Below are 21,330 nucleotides of genomic sequence, written 5' to 3'. Positions count from 1 at the left end.
GAGAAAAGGGATCCAAACCAAAACCTTCTTGCACGAGTGCGGCAAGACCGTCGATTGATTTTCGTAGATCCGTAAAACCCGTCGCAAGATAAAGCTGCTGCGTACCTGATAGCGTCAGCATAGCGCTTCACCCAGTGCTTTGCTCACTTCACGAAGCAACTGCTGATCAAAGCCGCTTTGTAGCGTAATACTGGCCTGTCCGATTTGAACGACAAGCGATGAAGCGGACTTTCGGGGAGAAACAGGTTCTGCTACGGAGATAGGGGTAAAGCGAGGAGTGGTGGCGAAGCTGTCTGATGAAGCGATTTTTTTGAGTTTCCGTGTCCAATATTTTAATTGTTCAAGCGTGACATGATTAGCCGCGCTCCAGGCGGCCATGGTAAGACCGCTTGCTCGGTAGTCGGCAACCCTTGTCATCCATTCACGCTGTCGTTGTTCTTTTTTTGTCATGAGTAAGCCTCCCTTTTTCTAGGATGCCTTCATTTTCTCATGACTCCTCATTGGATGGAACGTGTGGGGCATTTGACGCTTACCTTTAAACAATACTGGCGTAGAGGATTGCTGCGATTTTTGCTCACTAAGCCGCAGGGATGAGTATCGAGCGAGAGTCAGCAGATTCATATTGAGACAGAGAGGAATATAAAAACCGCCTCTCTCATAAGGCGGTCAAACTATAGTCTCCAGTTAATTCAAAGAAACTAGCTTGTTATCAGAAAGTTTGAAACTTAATAACGGACCTTTCTCCTGGGGACTCCATCTTTTACTGATTGCTTCCGAAATAATTAAGGCTATTTCAACAGGCATCACGATTTTGTTATTGAGTGATTCAACATTCGGAAACTCCACCCAGAATTCGTTGATGTCTGACTCTATATCAACCCGGAGCAATTGCCCTTTCACGCCATCGTACTGAACGGTCAACGTTACAATACCTCTTGCTGAAGGAGTGATTATCCACCTGTATGGCTCTTGCCCGACAATAATCTTTCTGGACCCTTTTTTACTAATAGTCATTACTTCAACTCCAAAATTTTAGTCCCTATTATTTTAACACATATTGGAATGCTGCCCGATAGTTTAATCTCCTTCTCCAGTAACGAGTAATGTGTCGCAGTTCGACGAGAAAGCCGAAGTCGATCTATATTGTTCAATTAAATAGAAAGAGCCCCGGTTCGGGGCTCTCACTATTAGAAGATAAGGTCTTTGATAACGAATGCTAGCACAAGACCATCTCTCCAGGTAATCTTAAGATACAACTTGGCCTTAATCATACCTTTCACTCCTTTCTGAACTGGGATTCAACAGCTATACCACATAGTGGTTCGCCGATGGCAGCTGTTTGCAAGAAGGCCAGAGGCACGTGCACGCAAACACCAGCTTCATCCAGGAAGTGATTTCTTCAAATATAGCAAAATTCTGGATACTTGTCCACGTATACTTGATCAATAATGTTCTGGAAAAGAAAGGTGATGGAATTGTTAAAGGATGCGGTAATTGATTCGACCGGAAAATATCGTTACTCACTCGTTCGGCACTGGGATTCACAGAAACCAAAAGCTTTGTTCATCATGCTTAATCCAAGCACGGCAGATGCCGACATTGACGATCCAACCATTCGCCGCTGCATTGGCTTCGCAAAGTCATGGGGATGTGGCGCATTAGAAGTTGTGAACCTGTTCGCGTATCGGGCAACCAATCCAGATGAATTGAGGATGTGTGACGATCCGATCGGACGCGAGAATGATATGCATATAAGGCGAGCTGCGCTTCGGGCAGACAAGATTATTCTTGCTTGGGGAACGAAAGGTGGATTGCTTGGACGGAATGGTAAGGTAATGGAATTATTGCAATCATTCGCTTGGGTATATTGCTTGGATCGTTCTAAGGACGGCCATCCAAAGCATCCGCTTTATATTCCGGCAAACTGCGAACTGAAGTTGTTCAAGTAATTGTTGTACATTAAGACGATACCGTCTCAGAAAGCATGCTTTTTGAGACGGTTTTTTTTGCCTGTTTTTAATGTCTCAAAACCTATAAAAATGATTATTGAAACGTATCAGCATCTTCGGACACTTTTTGAGACGATTCACAGGAGGGGATTACATTTGAAGCTGGCATATGGAAGGGTATCGGCCAAGGATCAGAATCCGGAGCGACAACTAATCAAGTTTCGGGAACTCGGCGTTGATGAGCGATATATATTCGTAGACAAGCAGAGCGGGAAGAGCTTTGACCGGCCAAGATATCAAGCGCTACGTTTACTGATTCGTGAAGGTGATTTAGTCTACATGGATGCGCTAGATCGGCTTGGCCGGGATTATGATGGAATTATTGCAGAATGGAAGTACATTACGCGGGAGCTCGACGCTGATATTGTTTGCCTGGACAATGAAGCGTTATTTGATTCCAGAAAGTTCAAAACGATGGGTGATTTGGGGAAATTACTTGAAGATCAGTTTCTTAGCATGTTGGCTTATGTGGCCGAACAGGAACGGAAGAAGAATGGCCAGCGACAGGCAGAGGGGATAGAAGTAGCTCGAGCAAATGGAGTTTCATTTGGACGACCTAGGCTCACTATTGATCAAGCTTTTATAAAGGCATACGATGACTGGAAAGCTGGTTTAATTACTGCAGCACAAGCCATGAGACAGGCAGAGCTGAAGAAAGCAACTTTTTATCGGCGTGTGAAAGAGTATGAGGAAGAGATGACACAAGTAATAAAGGATAGTTAGTGAACTCAAGCCAGAGGAGGCGTATACTCTGGCCGAATCAAAATGAAAAGAGAAGGGGTAAATCCCCTTCTCTTTTCTAGCGAATAGATTATAGCGAATAAAAAATAGCGTATAAAGAGATAACGAATAGTAAATATGTAAGGTAATCATATACATGATGAAGGATAGTGTCAACACTTTTTTGTAAATGATGGATTAAGTTTTTGAAGCGGCGACTTGACTGCTGATCTCTTTTAGTAGTGAGGTCCCCTTATCCGTCAAAATTAAGCTAGGCTTAATTTTATCAGCCACTTTTTTCGTTCCTTCTGAAATTAACATTTCGACTTTTAATTTTTCTATTAATTGACTGGCTACATTTGCAGTAATTCCATACTTTGATACATAATTATCTCTCAGCCATCGAGCGCCTAAAAATAAATTTGAATCTTTATACGCAACATGCCAATCCTTGATATCCTTAAGGGCATCAAGGACATAATCATCAATATTGTAATCCTTGGCTTCAACATTTAAAAAATCCAATAGATTGTAACTGTTATTTGCAAAACTTGTGATATCGATATGTTTCGGTGCAGAGTCAGAAAGATAATACAACTCTACTTGCTTGCTTTTATAAGTCATTCTGCTTATAACCGGAATCATATCACTATCTGCCGTGACGAAAACATAACATGTGGTGTTTGGATCTTTGTAAGTGTGTTCTATTGCGTCGATACACAATTCAATATCTGAAGAATTTTTTCGATGATCTCCATCTTTTCCATTAGAGTAAACGTGCCTGATTTGAATACGCTTTTTTTGAAGACTTGTTAACTGTGTTTTTATTTTTTCAAAATCGGCATAGGCCCGAAAAGTCCTAACATTTTCTTGCCCATATTTTCTCCACAACTGATGAAACAAGTTCTTTTTTTGGTCTTCATGATTAGGATCGTGGGAGTAATTATTCATGAGAGTCCAGTATACATTGTCATAGTCAACAAAAATCGCTACATTATCAAGCTTGTTCTTTTTATTGATTGAATTTAAAGTAGATTCTGTTGTTCTACCCATCATTTCAAATAGAAGTGCGAAACTTGAAGGCACTCCTCCATCTTTTTCAGTATCTCCTATTTCATGTGTCTGTACTTCCTCAGGCAGATCACTTAGATTGCTATTTTGGTTCCCATCAAAGTCCGTTCTTTCGAGAGCTTCTTTTCCTTCCAAATGTATCCCTCCAAGAAACAATTAATTAACACAAATAGTCTACTACAAAAGTCACGAATTGGCGATAGTTTCCAAAGGACCGGCCTTACGAGGAATGGAAAGCTGGCAAGTTATTTCAGCTCGTAAACTGATGGGAAACAGAGTATGTAGTCTGAGGTTTACGATGGAAATGAGTTAATCCGATCAGAAAAAGAGTTGAGCATTGCATTTGATACTGCATAAGTTAATAAAAATGGAACTGTAAACAATAATGCGATATAATTAAAAACTTCTCTATCTTGGTAGTTCCTAGTTCTAATTTCTGCTAGATTTACGTGGAAATCTGAATTTAAAAATGAAAAATCATTTGTCTTTAGTGCGTAGATACCTGCTGCTCCAGTTATGACTACTGCTGCGATTTGGAGAAGGTCATTCGCAGTTTTTGCTTTTTCTATATAACGTTTATTCTTTTTTCTAAGCATTAATAAACAGCATACGAATATTGAAGGAACAAGAAGGATTAAAATAAGAAGACTATTATTTATTAGTGGTTCTTTCTTTGTTAACGAAAGAAAATAAGATACTCCGAGAAGAAGCCATAAATTGCATGAAGAAGGATATAGAAAAAAGTGAAAGATACAAATGAAGACGGGGTTTCGTTTAGGTAAAAGAATACTTAGTGGACTGAGCAGTATTAATGTGAAGATCCCTTCGAGTAAAGATGAATTGAAAAAAATATAAATGTATCCGAGCCAAATTCCCATAAGAGCCATCATAGCATAGGTTTTAAACAGGAATGGAACCAGTGTTTTTTTTCTCCGGCCGAGTGTTTCAATTCTTGATAATTCCACTTTTATTCTCCTATTCATAATTAAACTGAGTATTATAAATCAGCATTTACAATGATCGATTTTATGCCTATTTCATTTTTTTGTATTATTGGCACAAAAGAAATGTTTTGCTTCGAGATTATTGATCTTATCATAGCCGATCTGACTTATAATATAAAGTTCGAAGGCAGTAAATAATGAGACAGGCAGAATCGAAGAAATCAAAGCACTTAGATTTGATTCCTTAGCGGGAAGCAGGAATTCCATATTCTACATCGAACCTAATTTAGGAGATAGAGGAAATTAAGGAGGATTGAATAAAATGAAAAGTACCGGTATTGTCCGACAGGTTGATGAGCTTGGCCGGATTGTATTACCGATAGAGTTGCGCCGCATTATGGAATTGAATGAAGGGGATCCGGTGGAAGTATTTATTGATCATGACGAGAAACGTCTTATGTTTCGCAAGTATCGGACTCAAGAATGTTTATTTTGTCAATCAGTGGAATCGCTTTCTTATTTTCGAGGGCGTTTCGTATGTTTATCCTGTATACAAGATGTTCCCCCGGTCGTACAGCCCGTATTACTTGAAAGCGCAGCAACCCTGGAGAATTTGCCGATTGAGAACTCTAATATGGAATCTATTCAACAGGAACAAAAGCGTAGAAAGAAAAGTAGTGAGCTGTTAAAGCAGTTGGATGGACTCATGAAATCTCGTTCTGAGGCGTCTCAAAGTGAATGGGCCAGGATTTTAGGAGTTACTCCAGGGCGTGTAAGTCAGCTATTAAAGTTAAAACGCAACAAGTAAAGTGAAATAAGAGATGGGGCGTAGTCGAACTATTTCCCCGTCTCTCTTTCCCGAACCGGACTTGCACCTCTCAGCGCATCCGGCTCTCCATTTAAGTGTTGCTCATAGCAAAGGCGACTTCGTCATAATAGGATTCAATTGTACGATGTTTCTCTGAACGTAGGATGTATGGATTTTCTGCTGGAGTACGCCATTTGAACCAGCCTTTGCGGCTGGTTATTAACCTTTTCAACGCCAGTTCTCCATAGAATCCCCGGCTGTTTTGACCTTGCAGTACCCAGATTTTGGCCTTACCTTTCTCTGGAGATCGGACATACTCTCTCATTAATGATCGGAATCCACGCTTGTACTTTCGTGCAAGCCAATAGCCGAGTTTCCAGAAAACCGTGCGATCTACTTTACCGTATATCGTTGCGGTATAATCTGTGTATTGATAGAAGTTTGCCCATCCTGCAAGTTGTCGGTTCAGGCTTTCAATCAAATCCATGGTGTTCATGCTGAAATTCCCTGACAGTTGCTTAACAACTCTCTCAGTGAAACGGCGGTATTTATCCCAAGGAATAGAGGATACAGGTCGCATTCGTCCTCTGGCTCCACGCTTGCGAATAATTCGATGGCCAAGGAAAATGAACCCGTCGTTCACATGCGTAATATGCGTTTTATCCATATTCAGCGTGAGTTTCAGCCGATCTTCGAGAAATGAACGACATGCTTCTCGTACTTCGTCAGCATGTGCCTTGGTCCCTTTGACTACCACCACAAAATCGTCAGCGTAACGGCAGTAGGAGATTGCTGGCTTCCATTGTCGCTTTTCTCGAATGGCGATAGGGCGCTCTTTCTGTATGCCGAAGTTCCAAGCCCAGCGATCTTTCCTTACCTTCTTACTCAGAAATTTCGCTTCCATCCACTGATCGAATTCGTGTAACATAATATTGGATAGGAGTGGTGATATGACACCGCCTTGCGGAACGCCTTCACTAGAGGCTCGGAATAATCCGCGATCTATGCATCCTGCCTTAATGATTTTCCATAGCAAGGCAAGGAAGCGTTGATCTGAGATGCGTTTACGAACTGCCTTCATCAACAAACGATGATGAACAGTATCAAAGTAGCTGGCCAAATCGCCTTCTAAGACCCATCGACCTGCAGTTGCATCTGTGCGTTCATTTCCATCCTGTAGTTGCATCTTAATCGTACGGATGGCATGATGGACGCTTCGCGCAGGCCTGAATCCGTAGGATTGAGGGTGAAAGTCACTCTCCCAGATCGGTTCCATAACCATTACCATTGCACGCTGCACAATACGATCTCGGAGACAAGGAATGCCTAGCGGCCTAAGCTTGCCATTCGCTTTTGGAATATATACACGCCGCGCAGGTCGCGGGCAGTACGTTCCCGTCAGCAATTCATGCCGCAGGTAGTCTAGTTCAAGGTCAAGCGTTTCTTCCATCTTGCGCTTGTTAATGCCGTCTACACCAGGTGTTCGGGCACCACTTGAAGCCAGAGTAATGCTAGCCGCTTCGCTGAGCCAAGTCTTGTTTGCAATAAGTCTTAGAAGTCGGTCGAACTTACGTTCTTTACTATCTGTTGCCCATGTCGCCAGTTTGCTTTGCATTTCACTGATTATCAAAGGTCTTCACCTCACTAAAGTCAGTTAATGAGCCAAGTAAACCACTTAAACTGCCTCCCTTTGCCATGTGACCGGCTTTCCCGGCCTCGGACTACTACGGAGGCTCCGTCATTCTGCATAGCATCGGGGAACACACTCCCTTAGCATCCATGCAGACTTTCCCCAGTTCACATGTTGGACTCTACACATGGGTTAGGTTGCCTATCGCAGTCTTTATCCTTGCGTTCTGCAAGTCGTCACGGACATCATGATCTAGCTGTGCACTCTTCGTGATTCCCAGCCGATAAACATACATATTCAACCGACTTTCGTGAATTCCCGTCAATACGGCTAACGGAAATTCAGTCCGTGACCTGCCTGTTAAACGGTGTAGGCAGGGGTGACATTTCAACCCTCAGATGCGGTTTAATAGGTTCGTGTTCCTCAACCTTCTCATGCTCAGCCTAGAGACTCATCTTGGCGTAACCGTTTCGCCGCAAGCCCCGTTTCCCACGGACTACGTCACCTTGCCAGTGTCGGCAAGTCACCGCCGCTTCGGCTCACTTCTTCTCACAGCAGAAGAAGGACATGTCTGTAAAAAAAACTTCTCAACATGTATTCCAAACATGCTCAAGTAACTTGTTCCAAATGGAACTTGTTAGCTGGGCGTACTATAAGTTATGTCATAACGCCTGTGTTGAATCTGCGGATCGAATTGAAATTCTGGAGGATTGAGATGGAATCTAAAGCAATGTTTGATCAATTGTTTAAATATGGAGTTACTTTGCTAAATGAAAATGAACATTTTTATGAGGAGATCTACAATGGCTATTATACGCCAATTACGAACCCTATAGTCGATTACATAAGGTTGCTTGGGCGAAGAATTCAAGGTCATTTATTGCTTCTCCCAATAATACATGAGATTGCAAATGACAAACAGGCTTTAACAATGGACGATCTTTTTTTTGATGAGTGGGAAGCAATTACTCCTGATGGAAGGAATTTGCACAACATTAAAAAGCATGTTGAATCCACGTATAAGGTAAAGCTTAATCGTGATTTAGTATTTCCTAAGCCTTGGAACGGATCAAGGTTGCGAGATAATTTAATTAAGATTGGCGAAGGGGGATTGGAGGGGAACTGGCGTCAAGACGGAAATCATAATCTCGTACTCTGGCTTCCCATGGGGATATCTTTTGTTGAAAGTCACGGCCACCACTCCATTACTGCAGGAATCGTCAAAGGGGAAGGCGAGGTGGTGCCTGATAACGTTTATGACATAAGTCCAGTCTTTGAATATGTTTATACTGACGGAATTAATTATTATCGAAAGCATGACAATCGGGTTATATCGGTGGTGCGGTCTGTAGAGTGCGCTGTGATTTTTGAACTGGGTAGGTTGATGCAACAAAGAAATGTATTTTTGCAAAAAACGTAAACGGTTTGAGTTTATAGCGATCATGATCAGATTGTTCTTGAGACAGAAATTTCAAGACAATGAGTCGGTTAGAGAATGTTGGTAGATAAATTTTAAGCGCTTATAGCTACGGAGCTGTAAAGCAAAGGAAGAAGATTGGCAGTGAAATGTGAAGGGATGAAAAATTGCTCAAGAATACGGGGTTAGTGGTTTTACTATTAATGAAAAGGGGCAAATAGGGGGCAGAGTTTGGTCATTCAGTTGCATACAAGGCCATCTACCTTCCTTCTGAAAATTTCATTTTTCCCTAATAAACGTGTACTTTTCACGCACAAGATATCATGGTCATAGCTAATCCTCAGCCTTCCAAGTTAAGGTTATTATAAATGATGTTATTGACTTTTGGAGGTGGAAGAGGATGGATGTACATCTACAACAGAATGACTATTAGATGGAGTTAGTTGGGCGGCCACCGCAGAAGTATTGAAGATGATTTAGGTTCTCACGGTAGCGAACTTGACGTGGAAACTCGAGATCGCAGCAATTAAGTAATTAATCGGTTTGACTTTGTTTCGTGTGTAAAATATGTGTAAAAAGTTTTTAAAACCAAATGTATTCTTATGCATTCTTCGCAGACATGAATGCAATGAAAAATCCCGAATTCCCCTGTTACTAAAGGGAATTCGGGATTTTGACTATTTATCATATGTATTATTCTATCACGATCTAATGGCGTCCCAGGCGGGATTTATGTAGTTAACTCTTAAGATACAGAGGATGGGGTTCTTTTGCACTGCTTTCAAGAGCAGTTCTAAAGTAGTGAAAATACTTATTAAAGCAACTCTAAATTACGAAATTTGAAAATAATTCGTCATATTTCGACTTTATATGATATAAATTCTTATTAATCTACAAAAAAACCCCGTATACATAATAAAATGTAGAATTACAATAGATATTATGATTTAAAATTTTAATTTTGTTAGGAGTGTGAAGACGTATAAATCAGAGTCTTTAAAAATAGTAGTTTTTCATTTGTTTTGCCATGAATTAATTCTATAGTTTGAAGTCGGAGGGTTCCTTATGAAGAAAAAAATATTATCGATTATTGTAATGTTATGCATCCTAGTGACAATGATGATTACTGGATTACAAGCAAATGCAGCAAAGCAAGAGAATAATGATGAGATTGTAACAATCAAAAATGATGATGATAATTTATCAATATTAAATGAAGCCAATGCTAAGGGGAAACTTAATAAAGAAAAGTATATTGTTAAAGAATTAAAAGAAATGAGGACAAGTAATAGTAAACATTATCTAATGAGCGACGGAACTTATAAAGCAACACTATTTATGGATAATGTCTCCTATGAAGATGAAAATGGGGAGTTTCAGGACATTAAATTACAATTAATTGATGAAGCAGAGATTGACTCAGTTAATGTACCATTCTCAAAAGCTTCTTCCATGGAGTTGAATAAATTCTTAAAGACGAGTAAAGAAAAACAAAAATTTAGAGTAACCAATCAAGAAGCTTCAACCTATTATAGAGCACTTCAAGTACCTTTTAACGTAAAAATACCTAAAAATGTTAAAGACGGGTATTCAATCGGAGATTCTCAAACAGAATTAACATTTGTACCAATTGACGTAAATTCAGTGACAGCAAGTGTATATTCCGCTAATACGCTCAACTATGCGAATGCATGGTTAGACACTGATGTATCTTTAACACTCACAGACAAAGGTATTAAAGAAACAATAGTATTGAAGAGCCCTAATGCACCTTCAAATTTTACTTTTAAAGTAGTAGGGAATTTAAGTGATGAATTTAGATCGAATAATTTATCTATTGCTCCAGCTTGGCTGATTGATAAGAACGGTGTAGAGAGAGATGTTGAGCAAAATATCATTCATGAAAATGGTCTTCAGTATTTATCAATTTCTGCTAATACTCAAGGTCTTGAATTTCCAATAAAGATCGATCCCACAGTAAATGTGCTAACGCCTACACAGAACGTATCAGTAAGCAATAGTGGTGGAGTAGGTAACAATCAGCTTCAAGTATTCACCAACTATTCGAGAGTCATAAATTCTTATATCCAGTTTGATGTATCGTCCATTCCAACAAATTCAATTATATCAAATGCCACAATGAGCTTGACGCAACTAGGATCAAATCATTTAGGCAATACATCAACAGTTCGGATATATCGTGTAAAGCAAGCGTGGTCTGACTCAATGCAATGGAGCACTCAGCCTCAAACTGAATCACAAATGGTAACTTCATTACAATTTCCCACGATGGTATATAGTAGTACACAACGTCAATTTGATGTAACCAGTGCTGTGAGCGCGTGGGTTAGTGGAACACTAAATTATGGACTAAAGCTTACTCCGGGAGATCCTGAATTTGAGGGGATAGTTGGTTTTTATGAAATGGGAGGGCCGAGTAGTTATGTTCCAACATTAACGGTAAATTATAATGTTATTCCATCGAAACCAAAAGTATTATTGCCCAATGGCTCAGAAGACATTGATACGTTGTATAACATATCATGGAACGCATCGACTGATGCAGATACAGTACAATCATTGCTTAAATATCAGATTCAACTATCACAAAACGGAGGAAGTTCATGGGTAGACTTACTTGAACTATCATCTGCTGCTCAGACAAATTTAAACTATGATTTTTCTCAATATGCTAATTCAACAAATAATAAAGTGCGAGTTCGGGCCTATGATGGATTTATTTATGGGCCTTGGGACGAATCGGATGCGCCTTTTACGATTAAACATAATCAATCGCCAACCGCACCTACAAATCTTGCACCAGGAAGCACAAGCTCTGCTAGCCCTTCATTAACTGCTACAACAACGCCAACATTATCATGGTCCTTTTCAGACCCCGATGCAGGCGATGAACAATTGCAGTATAAAGTAACTATTTATCAAGGTTCAACCCTTATTCAAGACAGTGGTTGGATTAGTTCATCTACGACCTATTATACGGTTCCTACTAATGTTCTATCACGTAATAGCACGTATAATTGGCAAGTTCAGACGAAGGATGGTTCTGGAGCAGCATCGTCAGCCTCTACAAAACGATACATTAAAATCAATAGTTTACCAACGGCAAGCATCACCGCATATTCTGATGGGGAAGAAATTCCGGATAATGTGCTGACGTTTACCTGGACCTATGCAGACAGTAATAATCAAGCACAATCCCATTACCAAATTCAAGGTACGCAAGATAACTGGGCTACGATTGCATATAATTCTGGTGTATTAAATGGGGATGCTACATCATTCGTGACACCGCCATTAGGCAGCGGTACCTGGAGTTTCAAAGTGCTTGTGAAAGATGGTAGTGAATGGTCAAATGCTGCTTATCGAACTAATATGGTGCTTCCCAATGCTTTCGAACCAAACGATAACGAAACCACGGCTTTTCCAATCCTATATGATCAAAATTACGAATCGTTGATTGCTAGCGATACGGATGTGGATTTCTACACTTATACAGCATCTACATCTGGAGTGGATCGAGTGATGCTTAGTGTACCAACTAATGAAAATTATGATATTTCTGTATATGATTCCGCGATGAATCTTATAGCTTCAGGTATAAGAGGAATAAGTCAAGGAGAAAATGTTTTATTTGATGTGGTAAATGGAGAGACCTATTTTATCAAAGTAGTGGGTGAAAGCGAAAGCTTCAATGCTACGGAAAGCTACAATTTGGCACTAAGTGCTTTGTCACTAGCGGTACAAACGACTTATCAATATGATGCAAATGGAAACATGATAGGCAAATCTACTAGCCAGCCAGACTAAACTCGATATTTAATAAAAGAGTTCATTGCCATATGTTTCATAAGTTTTATTCCAGTTATCATATTATTGATATTAAATCGGAGGTTATCATGAAGAAGAAAATATTATCGATTACGTTGATGTTATGTATTCTTTTGCCGTTATTGATTTCAGGATTACAAGCAAATGCAGCAGAACAAGAGAATAACAAAAAGCTTCAAGCAGAAAATGAAGTTGATGATCAGTTAGCTGACTTAGAAGACGATTCCCACGAAAAGTTGAAAAAAGAAAAGCATGTTGTAAAAGAACTAAAAGAAAAAAGGACAAGTAATAGTAAGCACTATCTAATGAGTGATGGATCTATCCAAGCAACAATATTCATGGATAATGTCAACTATGAAGATGAAAACGGCGATTATCAGGAGATCAATGTACAATTGATCGATGAAGCAGATCTCGATTTTATGAATGTTCCATTATCAAAAGTTTCATCAAGCGAAATTAAAAATGTAATGAAGGCCAACAAAAATAAGAGAAGCATAGGGAAAATGGACAAGAGTTCAACTTATTTTCGAGCTCTACAAGTACCGTTTGACGTAAAAATTCCTAAGCAATTTGATAAAGGATACACTATTGGTGACGGTAAAGAGCAATTAACCTTTGTTCCAGTTGATGCGAATACAGTTGCAGGAAGTGTTTATTCCAAAAGTACAATTAACTATGAAGACGCTTGGTTAGATACAGATGTATCGTTGGAGCTAACAGATAAAGGGATCAAAGAATCTATTTATTTAAAGAGCCCAGAGTCGCCGTCAACTTTTTCTTTTGAGATAGATGGACAAATCAATGAAGATCTTACTTCTGGAAATTTACTTATTACACCAGCATGGTTAATGGATGCAAATGGGGTAAAAAGAGATGTTAATCAAACACTTAGTAAAGTGGATGGTAAGCAAGTAATTCAAATTACTGTGGATACAGAGGGGCTTTCATTCCCAATCATGATTGATCCAACTATAGTGACAAAATCTACTGCTCAAGATACATATGTTGGGTATTATAGCCCTCCAGGTTACGAAGGTGACAGTTACTATTTATCAGTTGGATCAGGTAATGGATCGCCATCTCAAACGTACTCCTCTTATATTCAGTTCGATATTTCATCTATTCCTTATAATAGTATTGTAAATAGTGCAATTATGGGATTATACATTTATACGGGGTACACGAATGAATCAATTGATGGATATATCTATTTAGTTACTTCCCCCTGGGATGAAGATACACTTGGGTCTTCATCTTTGCCAAGTATCAATTCTGAAAGTGTAATAATGTCTAAAACGGGAAAGTTTGGCGAAATCCCTAATTCCATTATCAAACCCGGATGGTGGAACACAGATATAGCATCATATGTACAACAGTGGGTTGATGGTACTAACAACTACGGAGTTTATATTACCTTATACAACGCATATCAAAGTAGTAAAAGAATATATAGCTCAGAATATGAAAATGCTGCATATCGACCTAAATTAACAGTTACCTATGAAAGTCCCCCCGTGAACGCTCAAATTTTATCGCCTAACGGCGGTGAAACGATTGATAAATTGTATAACATATCATGGAACGCATCAACTGATGCAGATACAGTACAATCGTTGCTTAAATATCAAATCCAACTATCACAAAACGGAGGAAGTTCATGGGTAGACTTACTTGAGCTATCATCTGCTGCTCAGACAAATTTAAACTATGATTTTTCTCAACTTGCTAATTCAACAAATAATAAAGTACGAGTTCGAGCTTATGATGGATTTATTTACGGCCCATGGGACCAATCTGATGCCCCATTCACTATCAAGCACAATCAATCGCCAACCGCACCTACAAATCTTGCGCCAGGAAGCACAAGCTCTGCTAGCCCTTCATTAACGGCTACAACAACGCCAACATTATCTTGGTCCTTTTCAGACCCCGATACAGGCGATGAGCAATCGCAGTATAAGGTAACCATTTATCAAGGTTCAACACTTATAAAAGACAGTGGTTGGATTGGTTCATCTGCGACCTATTATACGGTTCCTACTAATATTCTTTCACGCAATAGTACGTATAATTGGCAGATTCAAACGAAGGATGCTTCAGGAGCAGCATCGCCATCCTCAACAAAACGATATTTTAAGATTAATAGTTTACCAACGGCAACCATCACCGCATATACAGATGGGGAAGAAATTCCCGATAATGTGCTGACGTTTACCTGGACCTATGCAGACAGTAATAATCAAGCACAATCCCATTACCAAATTCAAGGTACTCAAGATAACTGGGCCACAATTGCTTACAATTCCGGCGTGATCAGCGGCGACGCTACGACCTTCACAACGCCTCCGCTGGGAAGTGGAAATTGGCAATTTAAGCTTCTTGTGAAAGACGGCATGGAATGGTCAAATGCAGCTTTTAGAACTAACTTGACGTTGCCGAACGCATATGAACCCAATGATACGGGATTAACTGCTTACCCAATTCAATACAATCAAAACTACAGTTCATTAATTCATACAAGCACAGATATTGACTTCTTTACCTACACAGCGGCTGAGACGGGTATTGATCGCATTACGCTTAGCGTTCCAACAAGTCAAAACTATGATATCTATGTCTATGATTCGAATATGAACCTTATCTCTTCCGAATCGAAAGGAACCGGCCAAACGGAAAATGTGCTGTTCGATACAACAAACGGTACAACTTATCTGATCAAGATTATCGGAGTATCAGGTAGCTACAGCGATACTGAAAGCTACAACTTGACAGTAAGTCCTGTATCCATGCAATTCCATACAACTTACGACTATGACGATAACGGAAATATGACCAACAAAACAGAATCTCAGGTTCAGTAGGGGGACTATATGAAAAAGCAACTATGGCATAAAATATTTGTTTCGAGTCTATTATTCTTACTTGTAAGTTCAAGTGTTCCAGTGTATCCTTCATCAGCTCAACAAGTGCATGCGGAATCCTTGACATCGGAAGAACCTCAAGCGCTTAATCAATCCAAACAAGCAAAGAGCACGGTGCAGGCTAATCTGGGGAATGCAGATTATGGCACCATGAGCAGTCTTGAAGTCGTTCCTGATTATAGTTATGTGAAGACAAAGCCGGATGAAGCTCCTTTTTCTGTAAATGCGGGGCAAGAAGTGATTTCAACGCTTTCAGGCAGTCTTTCGCAAAGTGCTGTTGATTTATCTCTGCCTGGAAGGAACGGTCTGGGCTTTTCCTTGACGCGTGTCTATAGCAGCGATGATGCCCAATTTAACCAGATGATTGTCTACGGGGGGAGCAACGATACTTCAGAACCGGCTGCGGAGAAACAGTTTCCCATTGGTAAAGGTTGGTCGTGGGATATTTCATTTCTGGAAATCAATGATGACGATATATACCTGCATTTGTCGGGAACCGGGGTATTTAAGATTGACGACAATAATACGTTAATGGGGTATCCGTGGGATGATCTAACCTTTGAACCGGACACCACGGTAACGGTAGGCGGCGAGACATCCGCATACGTTTTGAAATCCATTTATCAAGTCAACCAGTACTTTAATGACGAAGGCCAATTGCTTCAAATCTCGGATTCCTATAATAATACAGTGACCTTTGAATATGAAGATGATTCGCTGTACGGATCTGTCCTGCATGCTATAACAGATGCTATTGGCAACTCAATCAGTATTGCTTATTCGGAGAACGAAGTGACTTTAACGAAGGGCGCACAAATCGTAAGGTATTTCAAAACAAAAATGAACGGCAAAGAATTGCTAAGTCAAGTCATTGATCCGCTAGGTCGGGCCACGACATATGATTATGATCTAAATGATGCCTTGTTCAACTTATTAGGCACCACGCCGACTACGAGCAATCCTTACGCCCTCTTAACCGGCGTTACGTACCCAACGGGGGCTAAGAGTGTATATGCTTATGAGAGCACGCCTATCACGCGGTATATCGACACGAATGCCGTGAATCAGGTGTACCGGGTTATTTCTCGTCAGGATGAATGGACTAATTCGGATCTGTCAACGACCGAAGTCAATCATACGGATATTAGTTATCCAACCGGGGATATCGGATCCGCAGCGAATGCAGATCTTACCTTCACAGTGAAATTCGAAAATGGACATATCGCAACGACATTTGAGAATGAAAAGGATTATATCAGCGAAGATGAGCCTGCTGTGTATTACAATAACAGCTTGACTGCTATTTCGACTTACAACGACGAAACGTACACCAATGATACCGAATATACCTATGATCGAGCGCGCAAATGGCCAGTGCCGATTACAACAACCTTGAAAAAATCCAATTCCATCATCACGAGTGTGGATACAATTACGACAAGTGCCTTGTACAATGACTATGGCAATATTGTAAGCACAACTGATCCCGCAGGGATTCAAACCACCTCCTATTATGATCCAACCTCTCACTTGTTGGTTGGAGTGTCTAAGCCATTAAGCGCGACGCAAACCCAGTATACGGAGTATGTGCGTGATCCGGTCCACGGGAATGTAACAACTACGCGTGTTAGGGAGGGTTCTGCGCAAGGGGCCATTCTACAGGAAACGATTAATAATGCCTTTGATACGTATGGCAATGTAACGGAAACTAAGATACTTCGCCAACCAGGGACCTATACGACTGTTCATATCGATTATGATCCTGCTTCACCCAACCTTGGCGCCTATCCTACAGAAACATCGACAACAGTCACGGATGTGGAGAATAACAGTTCAACGATCGTAAATCACTATACTTACAATACATTTGATGGATCACTAGCGAGTTATACGGATGCGAACAATGGAACAACATCCTATGAGTACGATGCTCTTGGCCGTGTCATTAAAGCGATTCATCCGGATACGAGCTTTATTCAAAATAAATACTTTGATTATTCCAATGAAATCCGTCAAGTCGACGAGACAGGGGTTACGGTTTATACGAAGTGGAATCCTATCGGGTGGAAAACGGAAGAAGGCTACTTGAAGCATGACGCTCATAAACCGATGACAACCTATGCGTTTGATCTTAATGGACGTCTCTTAAGCAGCGAAGATGTGCTAAATCGTGTGACGGGATATGATTATGATGAGTGGAATCGACAATTCCAAATTACTTATCCTGATCTGAGTACATCCACCCAAATATATGATGATATTAATCACACACAGACAAGTACAGATGCAGAAGGGTATCGTACGAAGTCCTATTTTGACGTGCTAGGCCGTGTATTGTCGCAGGAAGAAACCAAGCCTACGGGGATCGGTTCAGGAACAGAAACAAACACGCTTATCTCATATACGTATGATTATGCTGGCAATGTGTTGACGGCAACGGATTATCTGGATCCACAAAACACTACCGCGTACAGCTACGACGTGCTCGGTCAATTGGCAACGGTAACGAATGCCAAAAATGAAGTAACACACTATGACTATGACTTGCTAGGTAACCTTACGCAAATTAACTATCCCGACTCTACGTTGCAACAAAAAACGTATGATGAAATTGGACGGCTCATTCAAGCAACGGATGCGACTAATCGGGTAGAACGCTTTTATTATGATGGCAATGGCAATCAAGTGAAGCTGAAGGATCGTGAAGGAAATCGGTTCAAATATACGTATAATAACCGTAACTTTCAAACGAAAAAAGAGATTGTCGACAGCAATTGGAATCCTATCGCAGGAGAAGAGACGATTACATTCTCCTATGACGATGCGGGAAGACGAGTCCAACTAAACGATGTGACTGGTCAAACCAGCTATACGTATAGTGCTGATCGGGGACTACTGTCGCAGGTTACTTATCCTGACGCCAAATCCATTCAATATGACTATGATGCGGCAGGAAATCGAAGCTCGATGAAAAACCCATTTGGGGGAATTACCTACTACCATTATGATGAGTTGAATCGACTTGATGCGGTTGCCCCGTCACTCGATTTCACCAATGATTATGATGCGACCTATTCGTATTTTGATAACAATCAACTAAAGGAAGTGAAACAGCGGAACGGGGTTATATCCACGTACCAATACGATGGTTTGCGTGTGAAGTCGTTAACCGAGCAAAAAGCGGATCAATCCGAAATTAACACCTTTGCTTATACGTACGATAACAACGGGAACCAGAAAACAAAAATAGAAAATGGCATCACGCATTCATTTACCTACGATTCATTGAATCGTTTAGCCACTTCGACACAGTTTAATGAAACGTATGACTATGATGATCGCGGGAATCGCTCAAGCATGACCACCAATCATCCATTCGATAGTCCGGGCGAGACGTATACCTATGATAAACGAGATCGACTAACAAGTGTCACTACTGATCTTGGGGCTACAGTAAGCTATACGTACAACGGAGATGGATTGTTATGGGAAAGAACAGAAAACGGTGAAGTTACTCGCTATTATTGGGATGGAGATCAAGTTGTAGCGGAAGCGACTGTTGACAATAATGTTCCTACACTTAAGGCAAAATACATTAGAGGAAACGGGCTTGTTGCCCGAGAAGATGACCAAGGCAAAGCGTATTATCTGTTAAATGGGCATGGAGATGTTGTAGAATTAAGAGACAGCACAGGAAACACCAAATTAAATCAGTATAGTTACGATGTGTTTGGGAATATCGTCTCTCAATATGAAACAATTGAACAACCGTTTAAATATTCGGGAGAGATGACGGACGATACGACCGAGCTTCAATATTTGCGAGCAAGATGGTATGATCCAAGTGTGGGTCGGTTTATTAACAAGGATACTTATGAAGGGGAACTGACGAATCCGTTGAGTTTGAATTTGTACACATATGTTCAAAATAATCCACTGATTTATAATGATCCAACTGGTCATTGGTGTACATCTGCGGATAATAAATGGGAACATCCGGGTACTTGTAATGATCCTACATCTATTTATTCCGATGATATGGATCATGATGGTGATCACTATAAGTACAATGGATATGAACCGCCTCCAGCTATCTATTACTATCCTACAGAAGATCGATTTGTCAGGTGGGTAGCAGGAGACAATGATGCATATTTTACAGCTAGTGATTCAATACAACAAGCAATGAGAACTCAACTCTTTAAAAATGCTACATCTGATTTAGGATTGGATTATTTCGTAAATGGCTTACTGTTTGGAGCTTCAATCGCATCAGGTATTGCAGAATTAAATTTATTTAGGGCTAGTGGTATACTATTAGAGAGTGGAAGTTTAAGCAGTGCGGCAGCAAGGGCGTGGTATTTGGAGCAAGAATTGCTAATTACTAGCAGGATTGATACGACTTTAAGTCTAGAACAACAAGCTTTTCAAGCTTTTAAATTTAGAAATCAGATTAGACAGCAGGCTCGAGATTTAATGTCAGATAGAACGTTGGCTCAATCGCTGGCAAAAACGGATCCCAATTTATCTTGGGAACAGGTTGTTCAAAAGCAAATTAGCAAAGGTTTTAAAGGTGATGAAATATGGAAAGCAATAATTCAAAGTGCACAGAGATCAAGAAAGAGTGTTAATGATAAATTCGGGTTATAAAATATATAAGTTAAACTAAGGATTCTTTCGTGCACGTTGCTGTAGTAATAGACTAATCGCTGATGTTCCCAATTTCTTCAATTTAAAAGAGGTTAGAGTTTGGGGATTTGGGAACAAAGGCGAATGCTCTTGCTCTTCAGGATGGTCTATTCTCTTCGTACAATTCTTTAATTCATCATTTAAAGAAAGAAGTGAGAACAAATTAAAGAGAAACTAATAGAACTCCTAAAAAAAGTAATTAGAGAAATCGATACAGAATGTACTGATTTAACATGGACAAGATATGAATGTATTGAAGAATTATTAAATGAATTGAGTGCTTATATTGATAAAGTTGCATCTAACGATAGTTCAGTAATTGAAGAATTAAAACTATGTTTTGCACCAACTAGTTCATTACAGGAGATTTCAATTCATAATGGATGGGAGGGGGAGTTTCTTGAGTTTGCTATGGAATTTGAAAGCATAATTAGTGCGAAATAGACAATTTAGCAACAGACAAATGTATGAATTTATTGATCTGATTTTTAATTAATGTGTGACATGCTATCGCCGATCGAACTCGTTGTCGGAGGCGGCGAGTTATTATGTCGGTGTAGGAGGCTGTAAAATAAAATGTGTAAACTCCTAAACCAAGCTACTATAAATTTCACGTTTATTTTCTGGAATTCACCAATAGTTTTCCTGTGCGTTATTGTTCTGGTTCCGGATGCTGCGGGATTATCATGACGAGGATACTATCAAAAAAGCTAATCAACTAGACTGGCTTTTTTGTCTTTCAGATTTCTTTATGCTAATTCTATAGTGAACAAAGACAGGGAGGAACTTGACAGATTGAAAATTATAGTTGAGAAAATAATTATGATTGATGGTAAACCGAAAGTTGATTTTACAACAGAATACGGTAAATCTTCAGCTAAATGGGCTGGAGAGATACCTGAAGTAGGTAGAGAATATTTCGTCGAACTAGAAATTGGAGAGTCACTTGTAATAGGAACTACCTTGAATCCATGTGACGAGAATAAGTTCGCTATTGGAATGAAACTGGATGCTGTGGTTCTTATTGGTTATTTGGAATCGATTGAAGCAGACGGATATGCAATCTTACGATTGGGTGATTCAATTGTTTCCATAGAACTTAAAGGTGTAATTCTTCCTGGAACTTTTGTGAAAGTTATCTCAGATGAAGTGACTTTATTCGATTTAGAATACTAACTGGACAGTAAAAAGTTTTACATCATTAAGAAGCAAGGAAATCGGCGTCCTGCTGGGCCGCTTTCTGCTTGGAACGAATAATTTGAGTTAGCG

Annotated in this window: 14 protein-coding genes; 8 read left to right on the top strand and 6 right to left on the bottom strand. The window is 39.9% G+C overall.

The window, feature by feature from the left end:
* The 3 genes from tnpB to HFP08_RS28235 form a co-directional block, all read right to left on the bottom strand.
* The coding region (gene tnpB / locus HFP08_RS29800) for an IS66 family insertion sequence element accessory protein TnpB (RefSeq protein WP_168123976.1) at positions 1-121 on the bottom strand (121 nt) is incomplete at its 3' end.
* Positions 115-450, bottom strand: a complete 336-nt coding sequence (gene tnpA / locus HFP08_RS28240; RefSeq protein ID WP_168123975.1) for an IS66 family insertion sequence element accessory protein TnpA — start codon at positions 448-450, stop codon at positions 115-117. The genes tnpB and tnpA, both read right to left, overlap by 7 nt.
* A 234-nt stretch (positions 451-684) precedes the next feature.
* Entirely contained in the window at positions 685-1,014 is a 330-nt protein-coding gene (locus HFP08_RS28235; RefSeq protein ID WP_168123974.1) for a hypothetical protein, read from the bottom strand.
* Between the two features lie 455 nt (positions 1,015-1,469).
* Here HFP08_RS28235 and HFP08_RS28230 point away from each other — a divergent pair, with 455 nt between their 5' ends.
* Together HFP08_RS28230 and HFP08_RS28225 are read left to right on the top strand one after the other, a co-directional pair.
* The gene (locus HFP08_RS28230) at positions 1,470-1,949 is read left to right on the top strand and encodes a DUF1643 domain-containing protein (protein WP_168123973.1); all 480 of its coding nucleotides are present in this window, start codon (positions 1,470-1,472) and stop codon (positions 1,947-1,949) included.
* A 156-nt stretch (positions 1,950-2,105) separates the two neighbouring features.
* Entirely contained in the window at positions 2,106-2,732 is a 627-nt protein-coding gene (locus HFP08_RS28225; protein ID WP_168123972.1) for a recombinase family protein, read from the top strand.
* Positions 2,733-2,927: 195 nt separating this feature from the next.
* Here the strand turns inward: HFP08_RS28225 and HFP08_RS28220 are convergent, their stop codons facing one another.
* Both HFP08_RS28220 and HFP08_RS28215 read right to left on the bottom strand, forming a co-directional pair.
* Positions 2,928-3,935 carry an NYN domain-containing protein gene (locus HFP08_RS28220; RefSeq protein ID WP_240941930.1) on the bottom strand — a complete coding sequence of 336 codons (1,008 nt, stop codon included), beginning with the start codon at positions 3,933-3,935 and terminating at the stop codon, positions 2,928-2,930.
* A 158-nt stretch (positions 3,936-4,093) separates the two neighbouring features.
* Positions 4,094-4,765 carry a hypothetical protein gene (locus HFP08_RS28215; RefSeq protein ID WP_168123971.1) on the bottom strand — a complete coding sequence of 224 codons (672 nt, stop codon included), beginning with the start codon at positions 4,763-4,765 and terminating at the stop codon, positions 4,094-4,096.
* Positions 4,766-5,066: 301 nt separating this feature from the next.
* Between HFP08_RS28215 and HFP08_RS29560 the strand changes: the two genes are divergently transcribed.
* Positions 5,067-5,552, top strand: coding sequence for an AbrB/MazE/SpoVT family DNA-binding domain-containing protein (locus tag HFP08_RS29560; RefSeq protein WP_168123970.1), 486 nt, complete (start codon positions 5,067-5,069; stop codon positions 5,550-5,552).
* Positions 5,553-5,643: 91 nt separating this feature from the next.
* On the opposite strand, the gene ltrA is transcribed toward HFP08_RS29560, so the two are convergent.
* The gene (ltrA, locus tag HFP08_RS28205; RefSeq protein ID WP_206109338.1) at positions 5,644-7,182 is read right to left on the bottom strand and encodes a group II intron reverse transcriptase/maturase; all 1,539 of its coding nucleotides are present in this window, start codon (positions 7,180-7,182) and stop codon (positions 5,644-5,646) included.
* 715 nt (positions 7,183-7,897) lie between these two features.
* Between ltrA and HFP08_RS28200 the strand changes: the two genes are divergently transcribed.
* From HFP08_RS28200 to HFP08_RS28180, 5 genes are all read left to right on the top strand, one after another.
* Positions 7,898-8,602 (top strand): DUF6710 family protein, encoded by a 705-nt coding sequence (locus tag HFP08_RS28200; protein ID WP_168123969.1) that lies wholly within the window; start codon positions 7,898-7,900, stop codon positions 8,600-8,602.
* Positions 8,603-9,664: 1,062 nt separating this feature from the next.
* Positions 9,665-12,427 carry a DNRLRE domain-containing protein gene (locus HFP08_RS28195; protein WP_168123968.1) on the top strand — a complete coding sequence of 921 codons (2,763 nt, stop codon included), beginning with the start codon at positions 9,665-9,667 and terminating at the stop codon, positions 12,425-12,427.
* A gap of 89 nt (positions 12,428-12,516) precedes the next feature.
* The gene (locus HFP08_RS28190; protein ID WP_168123967.1) at positions 12,517-15,312 is read left to right on the top strand and encodes a DNRLRE domain-containing protein; all 2,796 of its coding nucleotides are present in this window, start codon (positions 12,517-12,519) and stop codon (positions 15,310-15,312) included.
* Positions 15,313-15,321: 9 nt separating this feature from the next.
* Positions 15,322-20,022: an RHS repeat-associated core domain-containing protein gene (locus HFP08_RS28185; RefSeq protein ID WP_168123966.1), complete on the top strand. Its 4,701-nt coding sequence runs from the start codon at positions 15,322-15,324 to the stop codon at positions 20,020-20,022.
* Positions 20,023-20,856: 834 nt separating this feature from the next.
* Positions 20,857-21,237, top strand: coding sequence for a hypothetical protein (locus tag HFP08_RS28180; protein ID WP_168123965.1), 381 nt, complete (start codon positions 20,857-20,859; stop codon positions 21,235-21,237).
* Positions 21,238-21,330: the final 93 nt, after the last annotated feature.

Source organism: Paenibacillus sp. HB172176 (assembly GCF_011947265.1).
In the GTDB taxonomy this organism is placed as follows: domain Bacteria; phylum Bacillota; class Bacilli; order Paenibacillales; family Paenibacillaceae; genus Pristimantibacillus.
This window is presented reverse-complemented; position numbering and strand designations above follow the sequence as displayed.

What these genes read in the sequence shown, in the direction of transcription:
- HFP08_RS28185 (WP_168123966.1), top strand. Translation starts at nt 15,322, where the DNA reads ATGAAAAAGCAACTATGGCATAAAATATTTGTTTCGAGTCTATTATTC.
- HFP08_RS28200 (WP_168123969.1), top strand. Translation starts at nt 7,898, where the DNA reads ATGGAATCTAAAGCAATGTTTGATCAATTGTTTAAATATGGAGTTACT.
- tnpA (WP_168123975.1), bottom strand. Translation starts at nt 450, where the DNA reads ATGACAAAAAAAGAACAACGACAGCGTGAATGGATGACAAGGGTTGCC.
- HFP08_RS28235 (WP_168123974.1), bottom strand. Translation starts at nt 1,014, where the DNA reads ATGACTATTAGTAAAAAAGGGTCCAGAAAGATTATTGTCGGGCAAGAG.
- HFP08_RS28190 (WP_168123967.1), top strand. Translation starts at nt 12,517, where the DNA reads ATGAAGAAGAAAATATTATCGATTACGTTGATGTTATGTATTCTTTTG.
- HFP08_RS28230 (WP_168123973.1), top strand. Translation starts at nt 1,470, where the DNA reads ATGGAATTGTTAAAGGATGCGGTAATTGATTCGACCGGAAAATATCGT.
- HFP08_RS29560 (WP_168123970.1), top strand. Translation starts at nt 5,067, where the DNA reads ATGAAAAGTACCGGTATTGTCCGACAGGTTGATGAGCTTGGCCGGATT.
- HFP08_RS28195 (WP_168123968.1), top strand. Translation starts at nt 9,665, where the DNA reads ATGAAGAAAAAAATATTATCGATTATTGTAATGTTATGCATCCTAGTG.